The 22,719-nt window shown below is 71.6% G+C and carries 22 protein-coding genes; 1 reads left to right on the top strand and 21 read right to left on the bottom strand.

What is annotated here, in order from left to right; all coding sequences use genetic code 11:
* Positions 1 to 70: 70 nt before the first annotated feature.
* The 6 genes from carB to pyrR form a co-directional block, all read right to left on the bottom strand.
* Positions 71 to 3,382 carry a carbamoyl-phosphate synthase large subunit gene (gene carB / locus AC27L3_RS06555; RefSeq protein WP_487233055.1) on the bottom strand — a complete coding sequence of 1,104 codons (3,312 nt, stop codon included), beginning with the start codon at positions 3,380 to 3,382 and terminating at the stop codon, positions 71 to 73.
* The gene (gene carA, locus AC27L3_RS06550) at positions 3,375 to 4,517 is read right to left on the bottom strand and encodes a glutamine-hydrolyzing carbamoyl-phosphate synthase small subunit (RefSeq protein ID WP_487233054.1); all 1,143 of its coding nucleotides are present in this window, start codon (positions 4,515 to 4,517) and stop codon (positions 3,375 to 3,377) included. The genes carB and carA overlap by 8 nt, the downstream gene beginning before the upstream one ends.
* Entirely contained in the window at positions 4,514 to 5,077 is a 564-nt protein-coding gene (locus AC27L3_RS06545) for a PH-like domain-containing protein (protein ID WP_487233053.1), read from the bottom strand. Before AC27L3_RS06545 ends, carA begins: the two co-directional genes overlap by 4 nt.
* Positions 5,074 to 6,363: a dihydroorotase gene (locus AC27L3_RS06540; RefSeq protein ID WP_487233052.1), complete on the bottom strand. Its 1,290-nt coding sequence runs from the start codon at positions 6,361 to 6,363 to the stop codon at positions 5,074 to 5,076. The genes AC27L3_RS06545 and AC27L3_RS06540 overlap by 4 nt, the downstream gene beginning before the upstream one ends.
* Positions 6,363 to 7,346: an aspartate carbamoyltransferase catalytic subunit gene (locus AC27L3_RS06535; protein ID WP_487233051.1), complete on the bottom strand. Its 984-nt coding sequence runs from the start codon at positions 7,344 to 7,346 to the stop codon at positions 6,363 to 6,365. The genes AC27L3_RS06540 and AC27L3_RS06535 overlap by 1 nt, the downstream gene beginning before the upstream one ends.
* A 100-nt stretch (positions 7,347 to 7,446) precedes the next feature.
* Positions 7,447 to 8,016, bottom strand: coding sequence for a bifunctional pyr operon transcriptional regulator/uracil phosphoribosyltransferase PyrR (gene pyrR, locus AC27L3_RS06530; protein WP_344434105.1), 570 nt, complete (start codon positions 8,014 to 8,016; stop codon positions 7,447 to 7,449).
* 233 nt (positions 8,017 to 8,249) lie between these two features.
* Here pyrR and bldD point away from each other — a divergent pair, with 233 nt between their 5' ends.
* Positions 8,250 to 8,750, top strand: coding sequence for a transcriptional regulator BldD (gene bldD / locus AC27L3_RS06525; RefSeq protein ID WP_004948690.1), 501 nt, complete (start codon positions 8,250 to 8,252; stop codon positions 8,748 to 8,750).
* Between the two features lie 98 nt (positions 8,751 to 8,848).
* Here bldD and nusB read toward each other — a convergent pair whose 3' ends face one another.
* The 15 genes from nusB to rpsD form a co-directional block, all read right to left on the bottom strand.
* Complete coding sequence (gene nusB / locus AC27L3_RS06520; protein ID WP_487233050.1) at positions 8,849 to 9,283, bottom strand: transcription antitermination factor NusB; 435 nt, start codon at positions 9,281 to 9,283, stop codon at positions 8,849 to 8,851.
* Positions 9,284 to 9,285: 2 nt separating this feature from the next.
* The gene (gene efp / locus AC27L3_RS06515; RefSeq protein WP_487233049.1) at positions 9,286 to 9,852 is read right to left on the bottom strand and encodes an elongation factor P; all 567 of its coding nucleotides are present in this window, start codon (positions 9,850 to 9,852) and stop codon (positions 9,286 to 9,288) included.
* Positions 9,853 to 9,902: 50 nt separating this feature from the next.
* Positions 9,903 to 11,012, bottom strand: a complete 1,110-nt coding sequence (locus AC27L3_RS06510) for a M24 family metallopeptidase (protein WP_487233048.1) — start codon at positions 11,010 to 11,012, stop codon at positions 9,903 to 9,905.
* A 59-nt stretch (positions 11,013 to 11,071) separates the two neighbouring features.
* The gene (locus tag AC27L3_RS06505; RefSeq protein ID WP_344434110.1) at positions 11,072 to 11,695 is read right to left on the bottom strand and encodes an AAA family ATPase; all 624 of its coding nucleotides are present in this window, start codon (positions 11,693 to 11,695) and stop codon (positions 11,072 to 11,074) included.
* A 123-nt stretch (positions 11,696 to 11,818) separates the two neighbouring features.
* Entirely contained in the window at positions 11,819 to 12,262 is a 444-nt protein-coding gene (gene aroQ / locus AC27L3_RS06500; RefSeq protein ID WP_487233047.1) for a type II 3-dehydroquinate dehydratase, read from the bottom strand.
* Complete coding sequence (gene aroB / locus AC27L3_RS06495; RefSeq protein WP_487233046.1) at positions 12,259 to 13,350, bottom strand: 3-dehydroquinate synthase; 1,092 nt, start codon at positions 13,348 to 13,350, stop codon at positions 12,259 to 12,261. Before aroB ends, aroQ begins: the two co-directional genes overlap by 4 nt.
* Positions 13,351 to 13,357: 7 nt before the next feature.
* Positions 13,358 to 13,903 carry a shikimate kinase gene (locus AC27L3_RS06490; protein ID WP_487233045.1) on the bottom strand — a complete coding sequence of 182 codons (546 nt, stop codon included), beginning with the start codon at positions 13,901 to 13,903 and terminating at the stop codon, positions 13,358 to 13,360.
* The gene (gene aroC / locus AC27L3_RS06485; protein ID WP_487233044.1) at positions 13,900 to 15,084 is read right to left on the bottom strand and encodes a chorismate synthase; all 1,185 of its coding nucleotides are present in this window, start codon (positions 15,082 to 15,084) and stop codon (positions 13,900 to 13,902) included. Before aroC ends, AC27L3_RS06490 begins: the two co-directional genes overlap by 4 nt.
* Positions 15,085 to 15,214: 130 nt before the next feature.
* Positions 15,215 to 16,048: a shikimate dehydrogenase gene (locus tag AC27L3_RS06480; protein ID WP_487233043.1), complete on the bottom strand. Its 834-nt coding sequence runs from the start codon at positions 16,046 to 16,048 to the stop codon at positions 15,215 to 15,217.
* Positions 16,045 to 17,742: an endolytic transglycosylase MltG gene (mltG, locus tag AC27L3_RS06475; protein ID WP_487233042.1), complete on the bottom strand. Its 1,698-nt coding sequence runs from the start codon at positions 17,740 to 17,742 to the stop codon at positions 16,045 to 16,047. The genes AC27L3_RS06480 and mltG overlap by 4 nt, the downstream gene beginning before the upstream one ends.
* A gap of 125 nt (positions 17,743 to 17,867) precedes the next feature.
* The gene (gene ruvX / locus AC27L3_RS06470; protein WP_344434118.1) at positions 17,868 to 18,332 is read right to left on the bottom strand and encodes a Holliday junction resolvase RuvX; all 465 of its coding nucleotides are present in this window, start codon (positions 18,330 to 18,332) and stop codon (positions 17,868 to 17,870) included.
* 4 nt (positions 18,333 to 18,336) lie between these two features.
* The gene (alaS, locus tag AC27L3_RS06465) at positions 18,337 to 21,006 is read right to left on the bottom strand and encodes an alanine--tRNA ligase (RefSeq protein WP_487233041.1); all 2,670 of its coding nucleotides are present in this window, start codon (positions 21,004 to 21,006) and stop codon (positions 18,337 to 18,339) included.
* A complete protein-coding gene (locus tag AC27L3_RS06460) occupies positions 21,006 to 21,329 on the bottom strand; it encodes a DUF6167 family protein (protein WP_344434120.1) in 324 nt (107 codons plus the stop codon). The genes alaS and AC27L3_RS06460 overlap by 1 nt, the downstream gene beginning before the upstream one ends.
* A gap of 7 nt (positions 21,330 to 21,336) precedes the next feature.
* On the bottom strand, positions 21,337 to 21,774 hold the full coding sequence (locus AC27L3_RS06455) for a DUF948 domain-containing protein (RefSeq protein ID WP_487233040.1): 438 nt from the start codon (positions 21,772 to 21,774) through the stop codon (positions 21,337 to 21,339).
* Positions 21,775 to 21,969: 195 nt separating this feature from the next.
* On the bottom strand, positions 21,970 to 22,584 hold the full coding sequence (gene rpsD, locus AC27L3_RS06450) for a 30S ribosomal protein S4 (protein ID WP_344434122.1): 615 nt from the start codon (positions 22,582 to 22,584) through the stop codon (positions 21,970 to 21,972).
* Positions 22,585 to 22,719 lie beyond the last annotated feature (135 nt).

Here is a 22,719-nt window from a genome sequence, read left to right as displayed (position 1 = left end):
CTGGGCGGGGTGCGGGCGGGGCGCATGCCGAGGGGGACACCGCCTGCGGTGTCCCCCTCGGCCGGGCGGCTTACGCCTCGCGTGCGGCGGTCAGCCGCTGCGCGTGCTCCTGCAGCGAGCGGACGCCCACCTCGCCGCGGGTCAGGGCGTCGATGCCCTGGACGGCGGCCGCGGCCGCCTGGACCGTGGTCAGGCAGGGCACCGCCCGGGCGACGGCGGCGGTGCGGATCTCGTAGCCGTCGAGGCGGCCGCCGGTGCCGTAGGGCGTGTTGACGATGAGGTCGACCTCGCCGTCGTGGATGAGCTGGACGATCGTCCGCTCGCCGCCGGGGCCCTCGCCCTCGGACTGCTTGCGCACCACGGTGGCGTTGATGCCGTTGCGGCGCAGCACCTCGGCGGTGCCGGAGGTGGCGAGCAGCTCGAAGCCGTGGGCGACCAGCTCGCGGGCCGGGAAGATGATCGAGCGCTTGTCGCGGTTGGCGACCGAGACGAAGGCCCGGCCCTTGGTGGGCAGCGCGCCGTAGGCGCCGGCCTGCGACTTGGCGTAGGCGGTGCCGAAGACGTCGTCGATGCCCATGACCTCGCCGGTGGAGCGCATCTCCGGGCCGAGGACGGTGTCCACGCCGCGGCCGGCGGTGTCGCGGAAGCGCGACCACGGCATCACGGCCTCCTTGACGGAGATCGGCGCATCCAGCGGCAGGGTGCCGCCGTCGCCCTCCTTGGGCAGCATGCCCTCGGCGCGCAGCTCGGCGACGGTCGCGCCGAGCGAGATGCGGGCGGCGGCCTTGGCCAGCGGCACCGCGGTCGCCTTGGAGGTGAAGGGGACGGTGCGCGAGGCGCGCGGGTTGGCCTCCAGGACGTAGAGGATGTCCCCGGCCATGGCGAACTGGATGTTGATCAGGCCGCGGACGCCCACGCCCTTGGCGATGGCCTCGGTGGAGGCGCGCAGGCGCTTGATGTCGTAGCCGCCCAGGGTCATCGGCGGCAGGGCGCACGCGGAGTCGCCGGAGTGGATGCCGGCCTCCTCGATGTGCTCCATGACGCCGCCGAGGTAGAGCTCCTGGCCGTCGTAGAGCGCGTCGACGTCGATCTCGATGGCGTCGTCGAGGAAGCGGTCGATGAGCACCGGGTGCTCGGAGATCAGACCGGCGTGGCGCTCCAGGTAGCCGGCGAGGGAGGGCTCGTCGTAGACGATCTCCATGCCGCGGCCGCCGAGGACGTAGGAGGGACGCACCATGACCGGGTAGCCGATCTCGGCGGCGATGGCCTTGGCCTCGTCGAAGGAGAAGGCGGTGCCGTACTTGGGCGCGGGCAGGCCGGCCTCGGTCAGCACGCGGCCGAAGGCGCCGCGCTCCTCGGCGAGGTCGATGGCCTCGGGCGAGGTGCCGACGATCGGCACGCCGTTGTCCTTCAGGGCCTGGGCCAGGCCCAGCGGGGTCTGGCCGCCGAGCTGGACGATGACACCGGCGACGGGGCCGGCCTGCATCTCGGCGTGGACGATCTCCAGGACGTCCTCGAGGGTGAGCGGCTCGAAGTAGAGCCGGTCGGAGGTGTCGTAGTCGGTGGAGACGGTCTCCGGGTTGCAGTTGACCATCACGGTCTCGTAGCCGGCGTCGCTCAGGGCGAAGGAGGCGTGGACGCAGGAGTAGTCGAACTCGATGCCCTGGCCGATGCGGTTCGGGCCGGAGCCCAGGATGATCACCGCGGGCTTCTCGCGGGGCGCGACCTCGCTCTCCTCGTCGTAGGAGGAGTAGAAGTACGGCGTCTTCGCGGCGAACTCGGCGGCGCAGGTGTCGACGGTCTTGTAGACCGGGCGCACGCCGAGGGAGCGGCGGACCTCGCGCACGACGTCCTCGCGCAGGCCGCGAATGGCGCCGATCTGGGCGTCGGAGAAGCCGTGGCGCTTGGCCTCGGCCAGCAGCTCGGGCTCCAGGCGCTCGGCGGCGGCGAGCTCGTCGGCGATCTCCTTGATCAGGAAGAGCTGGTCGACGAACCAGGGGTCGATCTTCGTCGCCTCGAAGACCTCCTGCGGCGTGGCGCCGGCGCGGATGGCGTCCATGACGGTGTTGATGCGGCCGTCGGTGGGGCGCACGGCCTTGGCCAGCAGCTCGTCCTTGTCGCCGACGGGGGTGACGAAGTCGAACTGGGAACCCTTCTTCTCCAGCGAGCGCAGGGCCTTCTGCAGGGCCTCGGTGAAGTTGCGGCCGATGGCCATGGCCTCGCCGACGGACTTCATGGTCGTCGTGAGGGTGGCGTCGGCGGCCGGGAACTTCTCGAACGCGAAGCGAGGGGCCTTGACCACGACGTAGTCGAGCGTGGGCTCGAAGGACGCCGGGGTCTGCTCGGTGATGTCGTTGGGGATCTCGTCGAGCGTGTAGCCGACGGCCAGCCGGGCAGCGATCTTCGCGATCGGGAAGCCGGTGGCCTTGGAGGCCAGCGCGGAGGAGCGCGAGACGCGCGGGTTCATCTCGATGACGATGACCCGGCCGTCGACGGGGTTGACGGCGAACTGGATGTTGCAGCCGCCGGTGTCGACGCCGACCTCGCGGATGATCGCGATGCCGACGTCCCGCAGGATCTGGTACTCGCGGTCGGTGAGCGTCATCGCCGGGGCGACGGTGATGGAGTCACCGGTGTGCACGCCCATGGGGTCGAAGTTCTCGATGGAGCAGACGACCACGACGTTGTCGTTCTTGTCGCGCATCAGCTCCAGCTCGTACTCCTTCCAGCCGAGGATGGACTCCTCCAGGAGCACCTCGGTGGTCGGGGAGAGCGTCAGGCCCTGGCCGGCGATGCGGCGCAGCTCCTCCTCGTCGTGGGCGAAGCCGGAGCCGGCGCCGCCCATGGTGAAGGAGGGACGGACCACGACCGGGTAGCCGCCGAGCGTCTCGACGCCCGCGAGGACCTCGTCCATGGTGTGGCAGATGACCGAGCGGGCGGACTCGCCGTGGCCGATCTTGGCGTTGACGGCCTCGACGACGCCCTTGAACAGGTCGCGGTCCTCGCCCTTGTGGATGGCCTCGACGTTGGCGCCGATCAGCTCCACGCCGTACTTCTCCAGCACGCCGTTCTCGTGCATGGAGATGGCGGTGTTCAACGCGGTCTGGCCGCCGAGGGTGGGCAGGAGGGCGTCGGGGCGCTCCTTGGCGATGATCTTCTCGACGAACTCCGGGGTGATCGGCTCGACGTAGGTGGCGTCGGCGATCTCCGGGTCGGTCATGATCGTGGCCGGGTTGGAGTTGACGAGGATGACCCGCAGGCCCTCGGACTTCAGGACGCGGCAGGCCTGGGTGCCGGAGTAGTCGAACTCCGCTGCCTGGCCGATGACGATCGGGCCGGAGCCGATGACCAGAACGGACTGGATGTCGGTGCGCTTAGGCACGCTGGCCCTCCATCAGGGTCACGAAGCGGTCGAACAGGTACGCGGCGTCGTGCGGACCGGCTGCTGCCTCGGGGTGGTACTGGACGCTGAATGCCGGCTGGTCGAGGAGCTGCAGGCCCTCGACCACGTTGTCGTTGAGACAGACGTGGGAGACCTCGACGCGGCCGTACGGCGTGTCGGTCGCGCCCTCGAGCGGGGCATCGACGGCGAAGCCGTGGTTGTGGGCGGTGACCTCGACCTTGCCGGTCGTGCGGTCCTGCACGGGCTGGTTGATGCCGCGGTGGCCGTACTTCAGCTTGTAGGTGCCGAAGCCGAGCGCGCGCCCGAGGATCTGGTTGCCGAAGCAGATGCCGAACAGCGGGGTCTTCCGGGAGAGGACCTCGCGCATCACGGAGACGGGGTGGTCGGCGGTGGAGGGGTCGCCGGGGCCGTTGGAGAAGAACACGCCGTCCGGGTTCACCGCGTAGACGTCCTCGACGGTGGCGGTGGCGGGCAGGACGTGCACCTCTATGCCGCGCTCGGCCATCCGCTGCGGGGTCATGCCCTTGATGCCGAGGTCGACGGCGGCGACGGTGAAACGCTTCTCCCCGATCGCGGGGACCACGTAGGTCTCCTTGGTGGCGACCTCCGCCGACAGGTCGGCGCCCTTCATCTGCGGGGCGGCCTGCACCTGGGCGAGCATCGCGGCCTGGTCGGCGACCGCGTCGCCGGAGAAGATGCCCACCCGCATCGCACCGCGCTCGCGCAGGTGGCGGGTCAGGGCGCGGGTGTCGATGCCGCTGATGCCGACGACGCCCTGGCGCTCGAGCTCCTCGTCCAGGGAGCGGCGCGAGCGCCAGTTGGACGGCAGGCGGGCGGGGTCGCGCACCACGTAGCCGGCCACCCAGATGCGGGCGGACTCGGGGTCCTCGTCGTTGACGCCGGTGTTGCCGACGTGCGGGGCCGTCATGACGACGACCTGACGGTGGTAGGAGGGGTCGGTCAGGGTCTCCTGGTAGCCGGTCATGCCGGTGGAGAACACCGCCTCGCCGAAGGTGGCGCCGACGGCGCCGTAGGCGCGGCCGCGGAACGTACGGCCGTCCTCCAGGACGAGTACGGCGGGGATCTTGCCGGTCCCCCTGGTGGAGGTCGTCATCGTGCGCCTTCCGTAGTGCTGTTCTTGGTGCTGATCGCCTCGACCCAGGCGGCGTGCTCGGCCGCATGGTCGGAGCGGAAGCCGGAGTCGAGGGTCGTGCCGCCGTGCTCCCAGGTGATCACCAGCAGGCCGCCCTCGGTGAGGACCTTGCCGGCGATGCCCTTGTCCAGGCGGGCGCCGCGCAGGGCGGTCGCGGGGATGAAGAAGTCCGTCGCGCCCGGCCGCAGGACCGTCACGCCCTGCTCGGTGAGGGTGAGCTCGGCCCGGCTGCGGGTGCCCAGGCCGTGCGCCACGATGCGGTCGAGCCACTGGCCGGCGGTGGTCGAGCCGTGGTAGCGGCCGCTCATCCGCAGCTCGGGCTCGCCCTGCTCGGCGGGGGCGGCCGGCAGCTCGGGCAGGCCGCCCTGGAGCGTGCCGCGCCACTTCCAGCCCTCGCGCATCAGCCAGTAGACCAGCGCGATGAAGAGCAGCAGCCCGACGACCCAGCCGATGCGCGCGGCCCAGTCGGTGACGGCGGCAGACTTCTCCTCGGCCGCCAGATTGATCAGTGCAGATGTCACGTGAGGTTCCCGTCCATGACCGTCGCCCGGCCCCGCAGGAAGGTGTGGGTGACGCGACCCGGCAGCTCGCGACCCTCGTAGGGGGTGTTGCGGCTGCGGGAGGCGAAGCCCGCGGGGTCCACGACTCCACGGTAAGCGGAGTCGACCAGGGTGAGGTTCGCAGGCTCACCGGCGGCGATCGGCCGACCGTGGCCGGCCAGCCGGCCGATGGCCGCGGGCTTGGCGGACATGCGCTCGGCGACGCCGGCCCAGTCCAGCAGGCCGGTGTCGACCATGGTGTGCTGGACGACCGACAGCGCGGTCTCCAGGCCCACCATGCCCATGGCGGCCGCGCCCCACTCGCAGTCCTTGTCCTCGTGCGGGTGCGGGGCGTGGTCGGTGGCGACGATGTCGATCGTGCCGTCGGCCAGGGCCTCGCGCAGGGCCAGCACGTCGCGCTCGGTGCGCAGCGGCGGGTTGACCTTGTAGACCGGGTTGTAGGAGCGCACGAGCTCGTCGGTCAGGAGCAGGTGGTGCGGGGTGACCTCGGCGGTGACGTCGATGCCGCGGGACTTGGCCCAGCGGACGATCTCCACCGAGCCGGCCGTGGACAGGTGGCAGATGTGCACCCGGGAGCCGACGTGCTCGGCGAGCAGGACGTCGCGGGCGATGATCGACTCCTCGGCGACGGCGGGCCAGCCGCCCAGGCCCAGCTCCGCGGAGACGACGCCCTCGTTCATCTGGGCGCCCTCGGTCAGGCGGGGCTCCTGGGCGTGCTGGGCGACGACGCCGCCGAAGGCCTTCACGTACTCCAGCGCCCGGCGCATGATCACGGCGTCGTCGACGCACTTGCCGTCGTCGGAGAAGACCTTCACCCCGGCGGCGGAGTCGTGCATGGCACCGAGCTCGGCGAGCTTCTTGCCCTCCAGGCCGACGGTGACGGCGCCGATCGGCTGGACGTCGCAGTAGCCGGACTCCTTGCCCAGGCGCCAGACCTGCTCGACGACGCCGGCGGTGTCGGCGACGGGGAAGGTGTTGGCCATGGCGAAGACGGCGGTGTAGCCGCCGGACGCGGCGGCGCGGGTGCCGGTCAGGACGGTCTCGGAGTCCTCGCGGCCGGGCTCGCGCAGGTGGGTGTGCAGGTCGACCAGGCCGGGCAGCAGGATCCGGCCGTCGGCCTCGATCACCTGGGCGCCGTCGGGGGCCACCAGGCCGGTGCCCACCTCGGCGATGGTCTCGCCGTCGATCAGCACGTCCTGCGGCTCACCGCCGAGGACCTTCGCACCGCGGATCAGGATCTTGGTCATTACTTGTTCTCCTCGGTGCGGTGGTTCGTGGTGACGGCGGGCTCGGAGCCGCCCAGCAGCAGGTACAGGACGGCCATGCGGATGCTGACGCCGTTGGCGACCTGCTCGACGGCGGTGCAGCGCGGGGAGTCGGCGACCTCGGCGGTGATCTCCATGCCGCGGTTCATCGGGCCGGGGTGCATGACGATGGCCGTCTCGGGCATCCGCGCCATCCGGTCGCCGTCCAGCCCGTAGCGGCGGGCGTACTCGCGCTCGGTGGGGAAGAACGCGGCGTTCATGCGCTCGCGCTGGACGCGCAGCATCATCACGGCGTCCGACTTCGGCAGCACCGCGTCCAGGTCGTAGGAGACCTCGCAGGGCCAGGTCTCGACGCCGATGGGCACGAGGGTGGGCGGGGCGACCAGGGTGACCTCGGCGCCGAGGGTGTGCAGCAGGTGGACGTTGGAGCGGGCCACGCGGCTGTGCAGCACGTCGCCGACGATCGTGATCCGGCGCCCGGCCAGGTCGCGGCCCATGCCGGCGTCCGGGCCGACCAGGCGGCGGCGCATGGTGAAGGCGTCCAGCAGGGCCTGGGTGGGGTGCTCGTGGGTGCCGTCGCCGGCGTTGACGACCGAGCCGCCGATCCAGCCGGAGGTGGCCAGGCGGTGCGGGGCGCCGGAGTCGTGGTGGCGGATGACGACGGCGTCGGCGCCCATGGCCTCCAGCGTCAGGGCGGTGTCCTTCAGGGACTCGCCCTTGGAGACCGAGGAGCCCTTGGCGGAGAAGTTGATGACGTCGGCGGACAGCCGCTTGGCGGCCGCCTCGAACGAGATGCGGGTGCGGGTGGAGTCCTCGAAGAAGAGGTTGACGACGGTGCGGCCGCGCAGGGTCGGCAGCTTCTTGATGGGCCGGTCGGCGACCCGGGCCATCTCCTCGGCGGTGTCGAGGATCAGGACGGCGTCGTCACGGGTGAGGTCGGCGGCCGAGGTCAGATGGCGCTGCATCCGGGTGCTCCGTGGGTGGGGAGGTGTGCGGGGGTGCGGACGGGCATGCCGCGGCGACGGGCCCGGGCACAGGGGTGCACGGGACCGTGGAGGTGCGGCGTCACTGCCCGTCGGCGGGCTGTTCCGGGCCGGCGCCGAGGAGCACGCTGTCGCGGCCGTCCTCCTCGGTGAGCTGGACCTTGACCGTCTCCCGCAGCGAGGTGGGGAGGTTCTTGCCGACGTAGTCGGCACGGATGGGCAGCTCGCGGTGGCCGCGGTCGACGAGGACGGCGAGCTGGACCGCGCGGGGGCGGCCGATGTCGTTCATCGCGTCGAGGGCGGCACGGATGGTGCGTCCGGAGAAGAGCACGTCGTCGACGAGGATCACCAGGCGGCCGTCGATGCCCTCACCGGGGATCTCGGTGCGCGCGAGCGCACGGGCGGGGCGCAGCCGCAGGTCGTCGCGGTACATGGTGATGTCGAGGGAGCCGACCGGGATCTTGGATCCGGTGATGTCCTCGAGCTTGGCGGCCAGCCGGCGGGCGAGGGAGACGCCGCGGGTGGGAATGCCGAGGAGTACGACGTCGTCGGCGCCCTTGGCGCGTTCGACGATCTCGTGCGCGATACGGGTGAGGACCCGTGCGATGTCCGGTGCTTCCAGCACGGGACGTGCGCTGTTCATTGCGTCCATGCGAAACGGACCTCCTTCTCCGCCTCACGGGACGGACTTTAAAGGACGTCGGGTTTACGGATTCACCGTACCAGGAGTAGCGGCGGGCGACCGACCCACCCCCTGACGGCCGAGGGTATGCCTCATTCGGCTTGACGAACCGAGATTACGCTGCGTAACCTCACAGTGAGTTACCAGACACGCGGCAGTCGCAGAGGATGCGCCGCTCGTCGATACAGCGTCCGGGGAGCTTTATGTCCAGCGAATACGCCAAACAGCTCGGGGCCAAGCTCCGCGCCATCCGCACCCAGCAGGGCCTCTCCCTCCATGGCGTCGAGGAGAAGTCCCAGGGTCGCTGGAAGGCCGTGGTAGTGGGCTCGTACGAGCGCGGCGACCGTGCCGTGACCGTGCAGCGTCTTGCCGAGCTGGCCGACTTCTACGGCGTGCCCGTGCAGGAGCTGCTGCCCGGCACCACGCCCGGCGGCGCCGCCGAGCCCCCGCCGAAGCTGGTCCTGGACCTGGAGCGGCTCGCCCACGTCCCGGCCGAGAAGGCGGGCCCCCTGCAGCGTTACGCCGCCACGATCCAGAGCCAGCGCGGCGACTACAACGGCAAGGTGCTCTCGATCCGCCAGGACGACCTGCGCACCCTTGCCGTGATCTACGACCAGTCGCCCTCGGTGCTCACCGAGCAGCTGATCAGCTGGGGTGTGCTCGACGCCGACGCGCGTCGCGCCGTCCAGCACGAGGACGCCTGATTTCCGGCTTCTCATAGGACACACCAACGCCGTGGGGCGGGAAACCATCCGGTTTCCCGCCCCACGGCGTTGGTCTGTGTGCGACGTGCGCGCGAAGGTCAGCTGCCCTCGCGCCGCAGGCTCGGCTTGAGCTCCTTGAAGCGGCCGAGGAGACCGTTGACGAAGGCGGGCGATTCGTCGGTCGAGAACTCCTTGGCGAGCTGCACGGCCTCGTCGATCGCCACCGCGTCCGGGGTCTCGTCCTCCCAGATCAGCTCGTACGCGCCGAGCCGCACGATGCTGCGGTCCGCGGCCGGCATCCGGTCCAGGTCCCAGTCGATCGCGTAGGTGGCGATCAGCTCGTCGATGCGGGCGGCGCGCTCGGCGTACCCCTCGACCAGCTGCATCGTGTACGGGTTCACCGGCGGCTGGCGCTCGTCGGACCGCGCGTGCCGGATCCAGTCCGCGAGGACGTCCCGCACGGCGCTGCCCCGCTGGTCGGCCTCGAAGAGGATCTGGAAGGCGCGCTTACGGGCCTTGCTACGGGCGGACACGGTTAGCTGTTCACCCGGCCGAGGTAATCACCGGTACGGGTGTCGACCTTGATCTTCTCACCCGTGGTGATGAAGAGCGGAACCTGGATCTCGTAGCCGGTCTCCAGCGTGGCGGGCTTCGAGCCACCGGTGGAGCGGTCGCCCTGGACGCCCGGCTCGGTGTGCTGGATGGTCAGCTCGACCGCGGCGGGGAGCTCGACGTAGAGGACGGAGCCCTCGTTCTGCGCGACGACGGCCTCGAAGCCCTCGATCAGGAAGTTGGCGGCGTCACCGACGGTCTTGCGGTCGATGTGCAGCTGGTCGTACGTGTCCATGTCCATGAACACGAAGTAGTCGCCGTCCATGTACGAGAACTGCATACCGCGCTTGTCGACGTTGGCCGTCTCGACCTTGACGCCGGCGTTGAAGGTCTTGTCGACGACCTTGCCGGAGAGCACGTTCTTCAGCTTCGTACGGACGAAGGCGGGGCCCTTGCCGGGCTTGACGTGCTGGAACTCGACGACGGACCAGAGCTGGCCGCCTTCGAGCTTGAGCACCATGCCGTTCTTGAGGTCGTTCGTGGATGCCACGGTTGCGGAATCTCCTGGACTGGTGGAACCAGAAAGTGCGGTGCGCCCCGCTAGAGCGCGAGCAGCTCTTTGGTCGTGATGGTGAGTAGCTCGGGTCCGCCGTCCGCCTCGGGGCGGACGACGAGCGTGTCATCGATCCGGACGCCGCCCCGCCCCGGGAGGTGGACTCCCGGATCTACGGTGACCGGCACGCAAGCGTCCAGTTTACCCATGGCCGACGGTGCCAGCCGAGGGTCCTCGTCGTTTTCGAGTCCCACGCCGTGGCCGATGCGGGGCCCCACGCGCTCCCCGTGGCCCGCGGCCTCCAGCACGGTACGCGCCGCGCGGTCCACATCCCGGTAGGCCGCGCCCGGCACCAGGGCCTCGCGGCCCGCGCGCTGGGCGGCGAAGACCTGCTCGTACAGCTCGATCTGCCAGTCCGCCGGCGAGGCGCCGATGACGAACGTACGAGCGATCTCGCTCCGGTATCCACGATAGTCCGCCCCCAGGCAGACGCTCAGGAAATCCCCCTCCTCCACCCTGCGGTCGGTGGGCACGTGGCCGCACCGCCCGGAGTGCGGGCCGCTGCCCACCGAGGTGGCGAAGGCCGCCCCGTCCGCACCGTGGTCGATCAGCCGGCGCTCCAGCTCCAGGGCCAGGTGCCGCTCCGTGCGGCCCACCAGGATCGACTCCAGCAGCTCACCGAGCGCCTGGTCGGCGATCTCCGCCGCGATGCGCAGGGAGGAGATCTCCTCGTCGTCCTTGACCACCCGCTGCTGCTCCACGGCCGGCCCCAGGTCCACCAGGCGCGTCCGGGCCGCCACGGAGACCACGGCGCGATGCCGGGAGACGGTCAGGTGATGCTCCTCAACGGCCAGCGACCGCACCCCGGTCTCCACCGCGCGCTCGGCGGCGGCCACCGCCGGATCGCCCTCCGGCGAGGGCAGCACCAGGACGGGCAGGTCGTCGGCGGGCCTGCCGGCACCCGTGACGTCGGCGAACGGGTCCCCCGCGCACACCAGCACGTCGTGGCCGGGAACGAGGAGCAGCGCGGCACCGGGCGGAGCGCCGCCCGTCAGATACCGGACATTGGCGCCGCCGGTGACCAGGGCGGCCTCGCTGCCGCCCGCGGCACACCGCTCGCGCAGCCGGGCGCGCCGGGCCGCGTACACCTCGGACATGCCTCCGAGCGTACGTTCGGCGGCGCCTTCCGGCTCCTCCAGCGCCTCCGGACGAGCGGTTACCAGGTGGTCAGCGCCCGGGCCACGACCTCGTCGATCAGCCGGGCCGTGGTGGCGACGTCCTGCTGCGAATTGTCGATGATCGGCAGCCCCGAGCCGTACCAGCCGGCCATGCGGCCGTGGATCCGGGCGACCTCCTCGTCGCCGAGGCGGCGATTGCCGCTGCGCTCCGCATTGCGCTCCAGCACGACCTCCAGACCCGGCAGCAGCACCACCGGCAGCAGGCCCGGGCCCACGTGCCGCTTCCAGCCACCGAGGCCGACGGCCGGCCAGTCGGGGAAGACGGCGTCGTCGATGATGCAGGAGATGCCGTTGGCGAGGAAATTGCGGGCGGCGAAGCCGCAGGTGCGGCGGGCCAGGCGGTACTGCGCCTCGGAGTGCTCGTTCCAGCCCGACTGCGGGTCGGCGAAGCCGGAGCGCACCCACTCGCGGACGTCGTCCAGGCTGATGTGGGCCGTCGGCACCCGGCGGGTGTCCGCCCAGTACCGGGCGACGGTCGTCTTGCCCGCTCCGGCGGGCCCGATGAGCAGCACCGCCACGGCGGCGGTGGTCGCGTCCGCCGGCGGCACGGCCGGCATCGGAGGATGGGCGGGAGGCAACGGCGGCCCCACGGGCTGCTGCATCTCTGTGGCACGCTCCGTTTTCGTGCGGGTGGTTCGTTTCCCGGGGCTCCGCCCCGGACCCGGTCCTCAAAACGCCGGACGTGCTGAATTCAGCCCGTCCGGCGTTCGAGGACAACGAGTGCGTCAGGCGGCGAGTTCCTCCGCCAGCGCGCGCAGCGCGAGCCGGTAGGAGCCGATCCCGAATCCCGCCACCGTACCGCTCGCCACCGCCGCGATCACCGACGTGTGACGGAACTCCTCCCGGGCGTAGGGGTTCGAGATGTGCACCTCGATCAGCGGTGCCGTGCGCTGCGCCGCGGCGTCCCGCATCGCGTACGAATAGTGCGTGAACGCCCCGGGGTTGATGACGACCGGCAGGCGGCCGTCGGCCGCCTCGTGGAGCCAGCGCACCAGCTCGCCCTCGTCGTTGGTCTCGCGCACCTCGACCTCGAAGCCGAGCTCGGCGCCGAGCCGGGCGCACTCCTCGACCAGTCCCTTGTAGGACGTCGAGCCGTAGACGTCCGGCTCGCGGGAGCCGAGGCGCCCGAGGTTGGGGCCGTTGAGGACGAGAACACGGCGCGCGCTCACGCCGCGATCTCCGCGTGCGCGGCCAGCAGCATGGCCGGGTCCGGCCCCTCCAGCACGGTGGGCTTGGCCAGGCCGTCGAGGACGATGAAGCGCAGGCGGTCGCCGCGCGACTTCTTGTCGACCTTCATGGTCTCCAGCAGCCGGGGCCACTGGTCGCCGCGGTAGGTCACCGGCAGGCCGACGGATGCGAGGACGGCCCGGTGCCGGTCGGCGGTCGCGTCGTCCAGGCGCCCGGCGATGCGGCCGAGTTCGGCGGCGAAGACCATGCCGACGGCCACGGCTGCGCCGTGGCGCCAGTTGTAGCGCTCGTTCTTCTCGATGGCGTGGGCGAGGGTGTGGCCGTAGTTGAGGATCTCGCGGCGGCCGGACTCCTTGAGGTCGCCCGAGACGACCTCGGCCTTGACCCGGATCGCCCGCTCGATGAGCTCGGCGGTGTGCGGGCCGTGCGGCGTGCGGGCGGCCTGCGGGTCGGCCTCGACGAGGTCGAGGATGACCGGGTCGGCGATGAAGCCGGCCTTGATGATCTCGGCGAGGCCGCTGACGTAGTCGTTGACGGGCAGCGACTCCAGCGCGGCCAGGTCGCACAGCACGCCGGCGGGCGGGTGGAAGGCGCCGACGAGGTTCTTGCCCTCGGCGGTGTTGATGCCGGTCTTGCCGCCGACGGCGGCGTCGACCATGCCCAGAACGGTCGTCGGCACCGCGATCCAGCGCACGCCCCGCAGCCAGGTGGCGGCCACGAAGCCGGCGAGGTCGGTGGTGGCGCCGCCGCCCACGCCGACGATGACGTCGGTGCGGGTGAACGTGGACTGGCCCAGCGCCTTCCAGCAGTAGGCGGCGACCTCGGCGGTCTTGGCCTCCTCGGCGTTGGGCAGCTGGATCGCGATCGTCTCGTAGCCCTGCGCGGCAAGGTCCTCGCGCAGCGCCTCGCCGGTGGCGGCGAGGGCCTCGGGGTGCAGCACGGCCACGCGCCTGGCCTGCGGCCCGATCAGCCCGGGCAGCTCACCGAGGAGCTGGTGGCCGACCAGGACCTCGTACGGGTCGGTGCCCGCGCTGCCGGCGACCTGGATGCGGGTGGGGGCGTCGGTCATGCGTTCCTCACTGCGGGGAGTCAGTGGTGTCGGTGGTGGGCGCGGGCCGCAGCGCCAGCGCCTCGGTGACGGCGTCGGCGACCTCGTCCGGGGTGCGGCCGCCGGTGGTGACGACGGCGGCGGCCACCTCGGTGTACAGCGGCCGGCGCTGCTCCATCAGCTCGCGCCAGCGCTTGCGCGGGTTGACGGCCAGCAGCGGGCGCGGCGCGTCCAGGCCGACGCGGCGCACCGCGTCGGCCAGGTCGACGTCGAGGAAGACCACGGGCAGGCCCTTGAGCAGGGCCCGGGTTCCCTCGTCCATGACGGCGCCGCCGCCGAGGGCGAGCACGCCGGGGTGCTCGGCCACGGCGGCGCGCACGGCCTGCCGCTCCAGTGCGCGAAAGTGCGGCTCGCCCTCGTCGATGAAGATCTCCGGGATGGGCTTGCCCGCGGCTGCCTCGATGTCGGCGTCGGTGTCCCGGTAGCCGGTGCCCAGCCGCTCGGCGAGCAGGGCGCCGATGGTGGACTTGCCCGCGCCGGGCGGGCCCACCAGGACGACGAGGGGCGGGGTCACTTGATGGCCAGGTTCTCGAGGTAGCCGCGGATGTTGCGGCGGGTCTCGGCGACGGAGTCGCCGCCGAACTTCTCGACCACCGCGTCGGCCAGGACGAGCGCGACCATGGCCTCGGCGACGATGCCCGCGGCCGGCACGGCGCACACGTCGGAGCGCTGGTGGTGGGCCGCGGCCGGCTCGCCGGTGGTGACGTCCACGGTGCGCAGGGCGCGCGGGACGGTGGCGATGGGCTTCATGGCGGCGCGGACGCGCAGCAGCTCGCCCGTGGTCAGACCGCCCTCGGTGCCGCCGGAGCGGCCGGAGGCGCGGCGGATGCCGTCCTCGGTGGGGACGATCTCGTCGTGCGCCTTGGACCCGGGCACGCGGGCCAGCTCGAAGCCGTCGCCGACCTCGACGCCCTTGATCGCCTGAATGCCCATCAGCGCGGCCGCGAGGCGCGCGTCCAGGCGGCGGTCCCAGTGGACGTGCGAACCCAGGCCCACGGGGACGCCGTAGGCGAGGACCTCGACGACGCCACCGAGGGTGTCGCCGTCCTTGTGGGCCTGGTCGATCTCGGCGACCATCGCCTTGCTCGCGTCCTGGTCGAGGCAGCGCACCGGGTCGGCGTCCAGCCGCTCGACGTCGGCGGGCGTGGGGTACACGCCGTAGGGGGCCTTGGCGGAGGCGAGCTCGACGACGTGGGAGACGATCTCGATGCCGGCCGTCTCCTTCAGGAAGGAGCGGGCCACGGCGCCGAGCGCGACGCGGGCGGCGGTCTCCCGGGCGGAGGCGCGCTCCAGGACGGGGCGGGCCTCGTCGAAACCGTACTTCTGCATGCCGGCGAGGTCGGCGTGGCCGGGGCGGGGGCGCGTCAGCGGGGCGTTGCGGGCGAGCTCGGCGAGCTCGGCCGGGTCCACCGGGTCGGCGGCCATGACCTGTTCCCACTTGGGCCACTCGGTGTTGCCCACCATGACCGCGACGGGCGAGCCCATGGACAGGCCGTGCCGGACGCCGCCGAGGAAGGTGACCTCGTCGCGCTCGAACTTCATCCGGGCACCGCGGCCATAGCCCAGTCGCCGCCGCGCCAGGTGGTCCGCCACCATCTCCGTGGTGATCGGCACGCCGGCGGGCAGACCCTCCAGCGTCGCAACCAGTGCGGGGCCGTGCGACTCCCCCGCGGTCAGCCAGCGCATCCTGCTCAACGGTGCTCCTCAGTAGCCATGGCCATGCGAAATGCTCGCTCCGATCCTCCCACGAGCCGCCGGTGGTCCCGGCACAGGTCCACGGTACGGACGGATCGGTACGGAATGCGGGCGTCCGCAGCAGGATCCGTCAGGTCCCGCGGGCGGCCAGCGCCGCCTCGCCGGCGGCGCGCATGGCGGCCAGGGGGGCCGGGGCGCGGCCGGTCATGAGCTCGACCTGCAGCACGGCCTGGTGCACCAGGAGGTCCAGGCCGCCCAGGACGGCGCCGCCGCGGGCGCTCCAGGCGGCGGCCAGCGGGGTGGGCCAGGGCTCGTACAGCACGTCGAAGAGCGTCCCGGGCCGCTCGGGCACGGCCGCGGCCAGGGCGTCGGTGGCCCCGGCCGGCGTGGTGGAGACGACCAGCGGGGCGCCCAGGGCCTCGGCGGCGCGGGACCAGTCCGCCGTGCGGACGGGCACGCCGAGCCGCTCGCCCCAGTGCCGCATCTCGGCGGCGCGCTCGGGGCTGCGGACGTACGCGGTGACCTCGCCGGTGCAGATGCGGGCGAGGGCGGCGAGCGCGGAGGAGGCGGTGGCGCCGGCGCCGAGGACGGCGGCGGACTCCACCTTCTCCACGCCCCGCTCGCGCAGGGCCGCGATCAGGCCGGGGATGTCGGTGTTCTCGCCCAGACGCCGGCCGTCACCGGTCAGCACCAGGGTGTTGACCGCCTCGACGGCCTCGGCGGTGGGGCTGATCTCGTCGAGCAGGGGGATGACGGCCCGCTTGAGGGGCATGGTCAGCGACAGCCCGGCCCAGCTGTCGTCGAGCGTCTCGACGAAGCAGGGCAGGGCGGCCTCGTCCACCTCGAACCGGTCGTACGTCCACTGCGTCAGGCCCAGCTCCGCGTAGGCGGCGCGGTGCAGCACGGGCGAGAGCGAGTGCGCGATGGGCGAGCCGAGAACGGCGGCCCGGCGCCGGGCGGTCATCGGCCGGCCGCCTTCTTCTGCTTGCTCTCCTGCTCGTAGCGCTGCCGGTTCTTGTTGTGCTCCTCGTTGGTCACGGCGAACAGCGTCTCGTTCTCGTTGATCGACACGAAGTAGTACCAGGGGCCGGCCGCCGGGTTGAGGGCGGACGTCAGCGCCTCCAGGCCCGGGTTGTCGATGGGGCCGGGGGGCAGGCCCTTGATCTTGTACGTGTTGTACGGGTCGTTGAACTTCCGCAGGTCGCTGACGGCGCCGGTGTCCAGCGTGCTGGTGTTCTTGGCGTAGTTGACCGTGGAGTCGAAGTCGAGCAGGCCGTAGGTCTCCTTGTTGTCCGGCTTGAGCCGGTTGTAGATGACGCGGGAGACCTTGTCGAAGTCGTGCTTGTAGCGGCCCTCGGCCTGGACGAGGCTGGCGACGGTGATCACCTGCAGCGGCGACTTCAGGCCGAGCTGCTGGGCCTTGCCGACGACGTCCTGCTTGTCGTAGTTCTCCTTGGCCCGGGCGACCATCTGGCGCAGGACGTCCTCCGGCTTGGTGCCCTTGCCCGCGCTGTACTGCGAGGGGAAGAGGAAGCCCTCCAGGGGGTCCTTGATACTGGACTCGCCGCCGCTGCCCGCCCAGTCGGGCAGGCCGAGGTTCTTCGCCTGGCTGCGGGCGACGTTCTTGGTGGTGCCCGCCGGGATTCCCAGCTTCTTGTCGATCGTCGCGTAGACCTCGCCGGCGCGCAGGCCCTCGGCGATGACGAGGAAGTTGGCGGAGTTCGTCATCATCGCGACGGCCGCCTTGCCGGACATCTCCTTGTGCAGGCTGTACGTGCCCGGCTGGATGGACGCCTTGGCCGCCGCCTCGGTGAAGGCGCCGACGCTCTTGACCACGCCGGCCTTCTGAAGGACCTGGCCCATCTGGGTCAGGGAGGCGCCCTTGGGGATCTCGACCTGGACCTGGCCGGTGCCCTCGCCGTCGTAGTCGGGCGCGGCGCCGTAGTGGGTCTGCCAGTAGTCGTAGGCGAGGTAGCCGCCACCGCCCACGCCACCGACGAGGACCACGGCGACCAGCAGGCAGGCGGTACCGCTGCGGCGCTTGTTCTTCTTCTCGCGCCCCTTGTCGCGTCCCTTGCCCTTGCCGCGGCGCTCGCGGCCGCGCTCCTCGGCGGCGGGCTCCGGCTCGTCGCCGGGCGCCGGCTCGTCGACGGGGTCGTCGAAGAGGGAGATCCGCTCCTCGCCGGGCTCGGTGTGCCAGGGCTCCTGCGCGGGCGGGACCGGCGCCGGGTGCGCCCCGGTGTCGTGCGGGCCGTGCTGTTCCCCGGCGTACGGCTGCTGGGGCGCATGGCCCTGCTGGGGCGCGTGGGCCTGCTGGGGGGCGTGCGGCTGCTGGGGGATGTGCTGCTGAGGCATGTGCTGCTGGGGGTAACCGCCGGGCTGCCCGCCCGGGTTCGCCTGGTCGTAATAGGCGCCCTGCTGGCCGCCGTAGGTGGTGGTGTTGCCGCCGTGGCTCGCGTACGGGTCGCCGTGGCCGGCGGGGTAGGGACCCCCCGCGCCGTGCGAGGAGTCCCAGCCGCCGTACTGCTGCTGCGGGCCGGGGTGGTGGGGCTGCGCCGGCTGCTGCCCGTACTGCTGCCCGTGGTACCCCTGGTCCCCGTACAGGGGATCCTCGGGGTGCCACGGTTGGGAGCCGGAACCCCGGCCGTACTCAGTCATCTGTCCCCTAGAGCCGCACAGCGGCAGCCGTTGAGCGCTCGGTGAGCGCGAGAGTCCGATGCCTGGTCCTGCCCGGAAGACATTCGAACAGCTGCCATGTCGCGCGGAACGTTACCGTATTGCGATCAGATGACCACTTCGACGGTCTCCCCCGGCGGACGCCCGGAGACCTTCTCGGTCTCCAGGGCGTTCTGCAGGATCACCACGGCGGCCGCCTGGTCGACGACCGAGCGCCCCTTCTTCGAGCTGACGCCCGAGGCACGCAGCCCCTGGGTCGCGGTGACCGTCGTCATCCGCTCGTCGACCAGCCGGACGGGCACCGGCGCGATGCGCCGGGCCATCTCCTTGGCGAACGTGCGGACCTTGGCCGCGGCCGGCCCCTCTCCCCCCTTGAGGGAGCGGGGCAGACCGACGACGACCTCAAGGGGCTCGTACTCCGCGACGATCGCCACCAGCCGCTTGTGGGCCTGCGGGATGTCGCGTCCGGGCACGGTCTCGACCGGGGTGGCGAGGATCCCGTCGGGGTCGCACGAGGCGACCCCGATCCGGGCGTCCCCGACGTCCACGGCGATGCGCCTGCCGCGTCGCACGGCCTCAGGCCGCTTCCGCGACGAGGCGCTCGACGGCGGCGATCGCCTCGTCGACGGCCTCGGGGTTCTGACCGCCGCCCTGGGCGACGTCCGGCTTGCCGCCGCCACCGCCGCCGAGGGTCTTGGCCGCGGTGCGGACCAGCTCGCCGGCCTTCAGGCCGCGCTCGCGAGCGACCTCGTTGGTGGCGATGACGGTCAGCGGACGGCCGTTCGCCACAGTGAACAGGGCCACGACGGCCGGGCGGCCGCCGGTGATGCGTCCGCGCACGTCCAGCACCAGCTTGCGCAGGTCGTCGGCGCCCGTGCCGTCCGGCACCCTGCCCGCGACGAAGGCGATGCCGTGGATGTCCTTGGCGCCCTCGGCCAGGCCGGCCGCGGCCTGCAGGACCTTCTCGGCGCGGAAGCGCTCGATCTCCTTCTCGGCCTCCTTGAGCTTGGCGAGCATGCCCGAGATCTTCTCCGGCAGCTCCTCCGGGCGGCCCTTGACCAGCTCGGTGAGCTGGGCGACGACCGTGTGCTCCTTGGCCAGGAAGTTGTAGGCGTCGGCACCGACGAGGGCCTCGACACGGCGCACGCCGGAGCCGATGGAGGACTCGCCCAGCAGCTTGACCAGACCCAGCTGGGCGGTGTTGTGCACGTGCGTGCCGCCGCACAGCTCCTTGGAGAAGTCGCCGATGGTCACCACGCGCACGCGCTCGCCGTACTTCTCGCCGAACTCGGCGATGGCGCCCTGCTTCTTGGCGTCCTCCAGGCTCATCACCTCGGCCTGGACGTCCAGCTCGCGGGAGAGGACCTCGTTGATGCGCTGCTCGACGTCGGTCAGCACGCTGCCGGGCACGGCGGTCGGCGAGCCGAAGTCGAAGCGGAAGCGGCCCGGGGAGTTCTCCGAACCGGCCTGGGCGGCCGTCGGGCCCAGCGCGTCGCGCAGCGCCTGGTGGGTGAGGTGGGTGGCGCTGTGGGCGCGGGCGATGGCGCGGCGACGCCGGACGTCGATCGCGGCGTGGGCGGAGGCACCGACGGTGACCTCGCCGACCTGGACGACACCCTTGTGGACGTGGACGCCCGGGACGGGCTTCTGCACGTCGCGGACCTCGATGACGGCGCCGTTGTCCAGCTTGATGCGGCCGGTGTCGGCGAGCTGGCCGCCGCCCTCGGCGTAGAAGGGGGTGCGGTCGAGGACGACCTCGACCTCGTCGCCCTCGGAGGCGGCCGGCGAGGGCAGGCCGTCGACGAGCAGCCCGACGACGGTCGACTCGCCCTCGGTGAGGGTGTAGCCGGTGAAGTCGGTGGCGCCGGCGGTGTCGGCCACCTCACGGTAGGCGGACAGGTCGGCGTGGCCGGTCTTCTTGGCCTTGGCGTCGGCCTTGGCCCGCTCCCGCTGCTCCTTCATCAGGCGGCGGAAGCCGTCCTCGTCCACCTTCAGGCCCTGCTCGGCGGCCATCTCGAGGGTGAGGTCGATCGGGAAGCCCCAGGTGTCGTGGAGCAGGAACGCCTTGTCGCCGGCGAGGACCGTGCCGCCGGCGGCCTTGGTCTCGGTGACGGCGGTGTCGAGGATGTTGGTGCCGGCCTTCAGCGTCTTGAGGAAGGCGGCCTCCTCCGCGAGCGCGACGGTCTCGATGCGCGAGCGGTCGGTGATCAGCTCCGGGTACTGCTGGCCCATCGTGCGGATGACGACGTCGAGCAGCTCGGCGACGACCGGGCCGGTGGCGCCCAGCATGCGCATGTTGCGGATGGCGCGGCGCATGATGCGGCGCAGCACGTAGCCGCGGCCCTCGTTGCCGGGGGTGACGCCGTCGCCGATGAGCATCGTCGAGGTGCGCAGGTGGTCGGCGACCACGCGCAGGGAGACGTCGGTGTCCTTGGTGGCGCCGTAGCGGACGCCGGTCAGCTCGGTGGCCTTGTCGATCACGACGCGCAGGGTGTCGGTCTCGTACATGTTCTGCACGCCCTGCAGGATCATCGCCAGGCGCTCGAGGCCGAGGCCCGTGTCGATGTTCTGGGCGGGCAGGTCGCCGAGGATCGGGAAGTCCTCCTTGCCCTCGCCGGCGCCGCGCTCGTACTGCATGAAGACCAGGTTCCAGATCTCCACGTAGCGCTCGTCGTTGACGGCCGGGCCGCCCTCGATGCCGAACTCCGGGCCCCGGTCGTAGTTGATCTCGGAGCACGGGCCGCACGGGCCGGGCACGCCCATGGACCAGAAGTTCTCCTTCTTGCCCAGGCGCTGGATGCGCTGGGCGGGCACGCCGACGACGTCGCGCCAGATGCGCTCGGCCTCGTCGTCGTCCAGGTAGACGGTGATCCACAGGCGCTCGGGGTCGAGCCCGTAGCCGCCGTCCGCCACGGGAGTCGTCAGCAGCTCCCAGGCGTACTTGATCGCGCCTTCCTTGAAGTAGTCGCCGAAGGAGAAGTTGCCGCACATCTGGAAGAACGTGCCGTGCCGGGTGGTCTTGCCGACCTCCTCGATGTCCGGCGTGCGCACGCACTTCTGCACGCTGGTGGCGCGGCTGAAGGAGGGCTTCACCTCGCCGAGGAAGTACGGCTTGAAGGGCACCATGCCCGCGTTGACCAGCAGCAGGGTCGGGTCGTCCGCGATGAGCGACGCCGACGGCACGACGGTGTGCCCGCGCTCCTCGAAGAAGCGCAGCCAGCGCCTGCGGATTTCAGCCGACTCCATCAGTGGTCCTCTTTCCGGGTGAGCGTGTGGTGGGGGTGGGGCGGTTCGAGCGCGACCAGGCGGCGCTGCTCGGGAAGTGCACGGGGCTCGGGGGGCGCGGCGTTCAGGCCGAGCGCCTCCTTGAGCGCCTCTTCACGGTGTGCCATGCCGTCGCGCACGTCGAGTGCGAAGAGCTTGACCTTGCGGCCGGCGACGACCGCCCGGTCCGCCGCCTGCAGGGCGAGGCTCTCCGGAGTGAGCTTGGCCAGCTTGCGGTTGACCTTGGTGGTGGCCCACACACCGGCTGCTACACCGGTGGTGAACCAGAAGGCGCGGCGGAACATTTCTGGGTCAGCCCTTCCCACGGGTACGGCGGCCGCCGCGCCGGGCGGACGGGAGCGTCCGGCCGGCGACAACGGTGCTCTGCTGCTGTGCCTGGGGCGCGGCCTTGCGGCCGATCGCGCGGCGCACGCCGTAGCTGAACGCGGCGACCTTGACCAGGGGCCCGCCGAAGGCGGTGGAGACGGTGGAGGACAACGCGGAGGCGTTCGCGGTGACCTCCTGGACGTCCGCGGTGATCGAGTCGACGCGGGCGAGCTGGTGGTTCGCCGAGCGGACGGTCGCGGAGGCGTCGGCGAGCAGCGGTACGGCCTGCTCGGAGATGTCGGAGACCAGCCGGGTGGCGGCCTTCAGCGTCTGCGCGAGCCGCACCAGGGCCAGCGCGATGAACGACACCAGGATCGCCCAGAAGACGGCCACGAGGATCCCGGCCACCTCTCCACCGGACACGCTGCACCGCTCCCTAGCTGTTGCACGTCACTACTGGTCGTACCGACCTTATCGCGCCGGGCGCACCGGCCCGTACCGCATTACCGGGCCGTACGCACGCGTCCGGCTCCGTGAACGCGCAAGCCCGCCGGCTCGCCGCCACAGGGGCGGGCGAAGTCGGCGGGCAGGGCGAAGAAGGCAGTCCCTACGTCCGCGTCAGCGGGCGTAGTACTCGACGACCAGCTGCTCGTCGCAGATGACCGGGATCTCCTTGCGGTTCGGCTCGCGGTCCAGGCGGAAGGCCAGCGCAGCCAGGTTGACCTGGAGGTAGCGCGGGGTCTCGCCGTCGGCGGCGAAGCCACCGGCGCGGGCCGTCTCGAAGAGGGCCTTGGAGCGGCTGCGCTCGCGGACCATCACGACGTCGTTCGGACGGACGCGGAAGGACGGCTTGTCGACCTTCTTGCCGTTGACCTCGAGGTGGCCGTGGACGACCATCTGGCGGGCCTGGTAGATGGTGCGGGCGATGCCCGAACGCAGGACCAGGGCGTCGAGACGACGCTCGAGCTCGACGACCAGCGCCTCGCCGGTCTTGCCCTCGGCCTTCTTGGCACGGTCGTAGGCGCGCGCCATCTGCTTCTCGCTGATGTCGTACTGAGCGCGCAGACGCTGCTTCTCGAGCAGACGGACCTTGTAGTCCGAGTTCTGCTTGCGGCCACGGCCGTGCTCGCCCGGCGGGTAGGGGCGGGCCTCGAAGTACTTGACGGCCTTCGGGGTCAGCGCAATGCCGAGCGCACGAGACTTCTTGACCTTGGGACGCGACTGGTTAGGCACGTTCTCCAGACCTCCGTTGATAAGTTAGGTTAGGCTTACCTTACTCAAGGAGATCGCATGTCTCGTCCGGGGAACACCAGTCACATCACGGACAGCACGAAAGGATCCACAGAGGGATCCGACGCTCCAGAGGGC

It is taken from the genome of Streptomyces sp. PKA51, from assembly GCF_057552455.1.
This window is presented reverse-complemented; position numbering and strand designations above follow the sequence as displayed.

Coding starts and splice junctions, on each gene's coding strand:
- carA (WP_487233054.1), bottom strand. CDS start 4,517: ATGACGACCTCCACCAGGGGGACCGGCAAGATCCCCGCCGTACTCGTC.
- AC27L3_RS06540 (WP_487233052.1), bottom strand. CDS start 6,363: ATGACCAAGATCCTGATCCGCGGTGCGAAGGTCCTCGGCGGTGAGCCG.
- AC27L3_RS06535 (WP_487233051.1), bottom strand. CDS start 7,346: ATGCAGCGCCATCTGACCTCGGCCGCCGACCTCACCCGTGACGACGCC.
- pyrR (WP_344434105.1), bottom strand. CDS start 8,016: ATGGACGCAATGAACAGCGCACGTCCCGTGCTGGAAGCACCGGACATC.
- bldD (WP_004948690.1), top strand. CDS start 8,250: ATGTCCAGCGAATACGCCAAACAGCTCGGGGCCAAGCTCCGCGCCATC.
- AC27L3_RS06510 (WP_487233048.1), bottom strand. CDS start 11,012: ATGTCCGAGGTGTACGCGGCCCGGCGCGCCCGGCTGCGCGAGCGGTGT.
- AC27L3_RS06505 (WP_344434110.1), bottom strand. CDS start 11,695: ATGCAGCAGCCCGTGGGGCCGCCGTTGCCTCCCGCCCATCCTCCGATG.
- aroB (WP_487233046.1), bottom strand. CDS start 13,350: ATGACCGACGCCCCCACCCGCATCCAGGTCGCCGGCAGCGCGGGCACC.
- AC27L3_RS06480 (WP_487233043.1), bottom strand. CDS start 16,048: ATGACCGCCCGGCGCCGGGCCGCCGTTCTCGGCTCGCCCATCGCGCAC.
- mltG (WP_487233042.1), bottom strand. CDS start 17,742: ATGACTGAGTACGGCCGGGGTTCCGGCTCCCAACCGTGGCACCCCGAG.
- alaS (WP_487233041.1), bottom strand. CDS start 21,006: ATGGAGTCGGCTGAAATCCGCAGGCGCTGGCTGCGCTTCTTCGAGGAG.
- AC27L3_RS06460 (WP_344434120.1), bottom strand. CDS start 21,329: ATGTTCCGCCGCGCCTTCTGGTTCACCACCGGTGTAGCAGCCGGTGTG.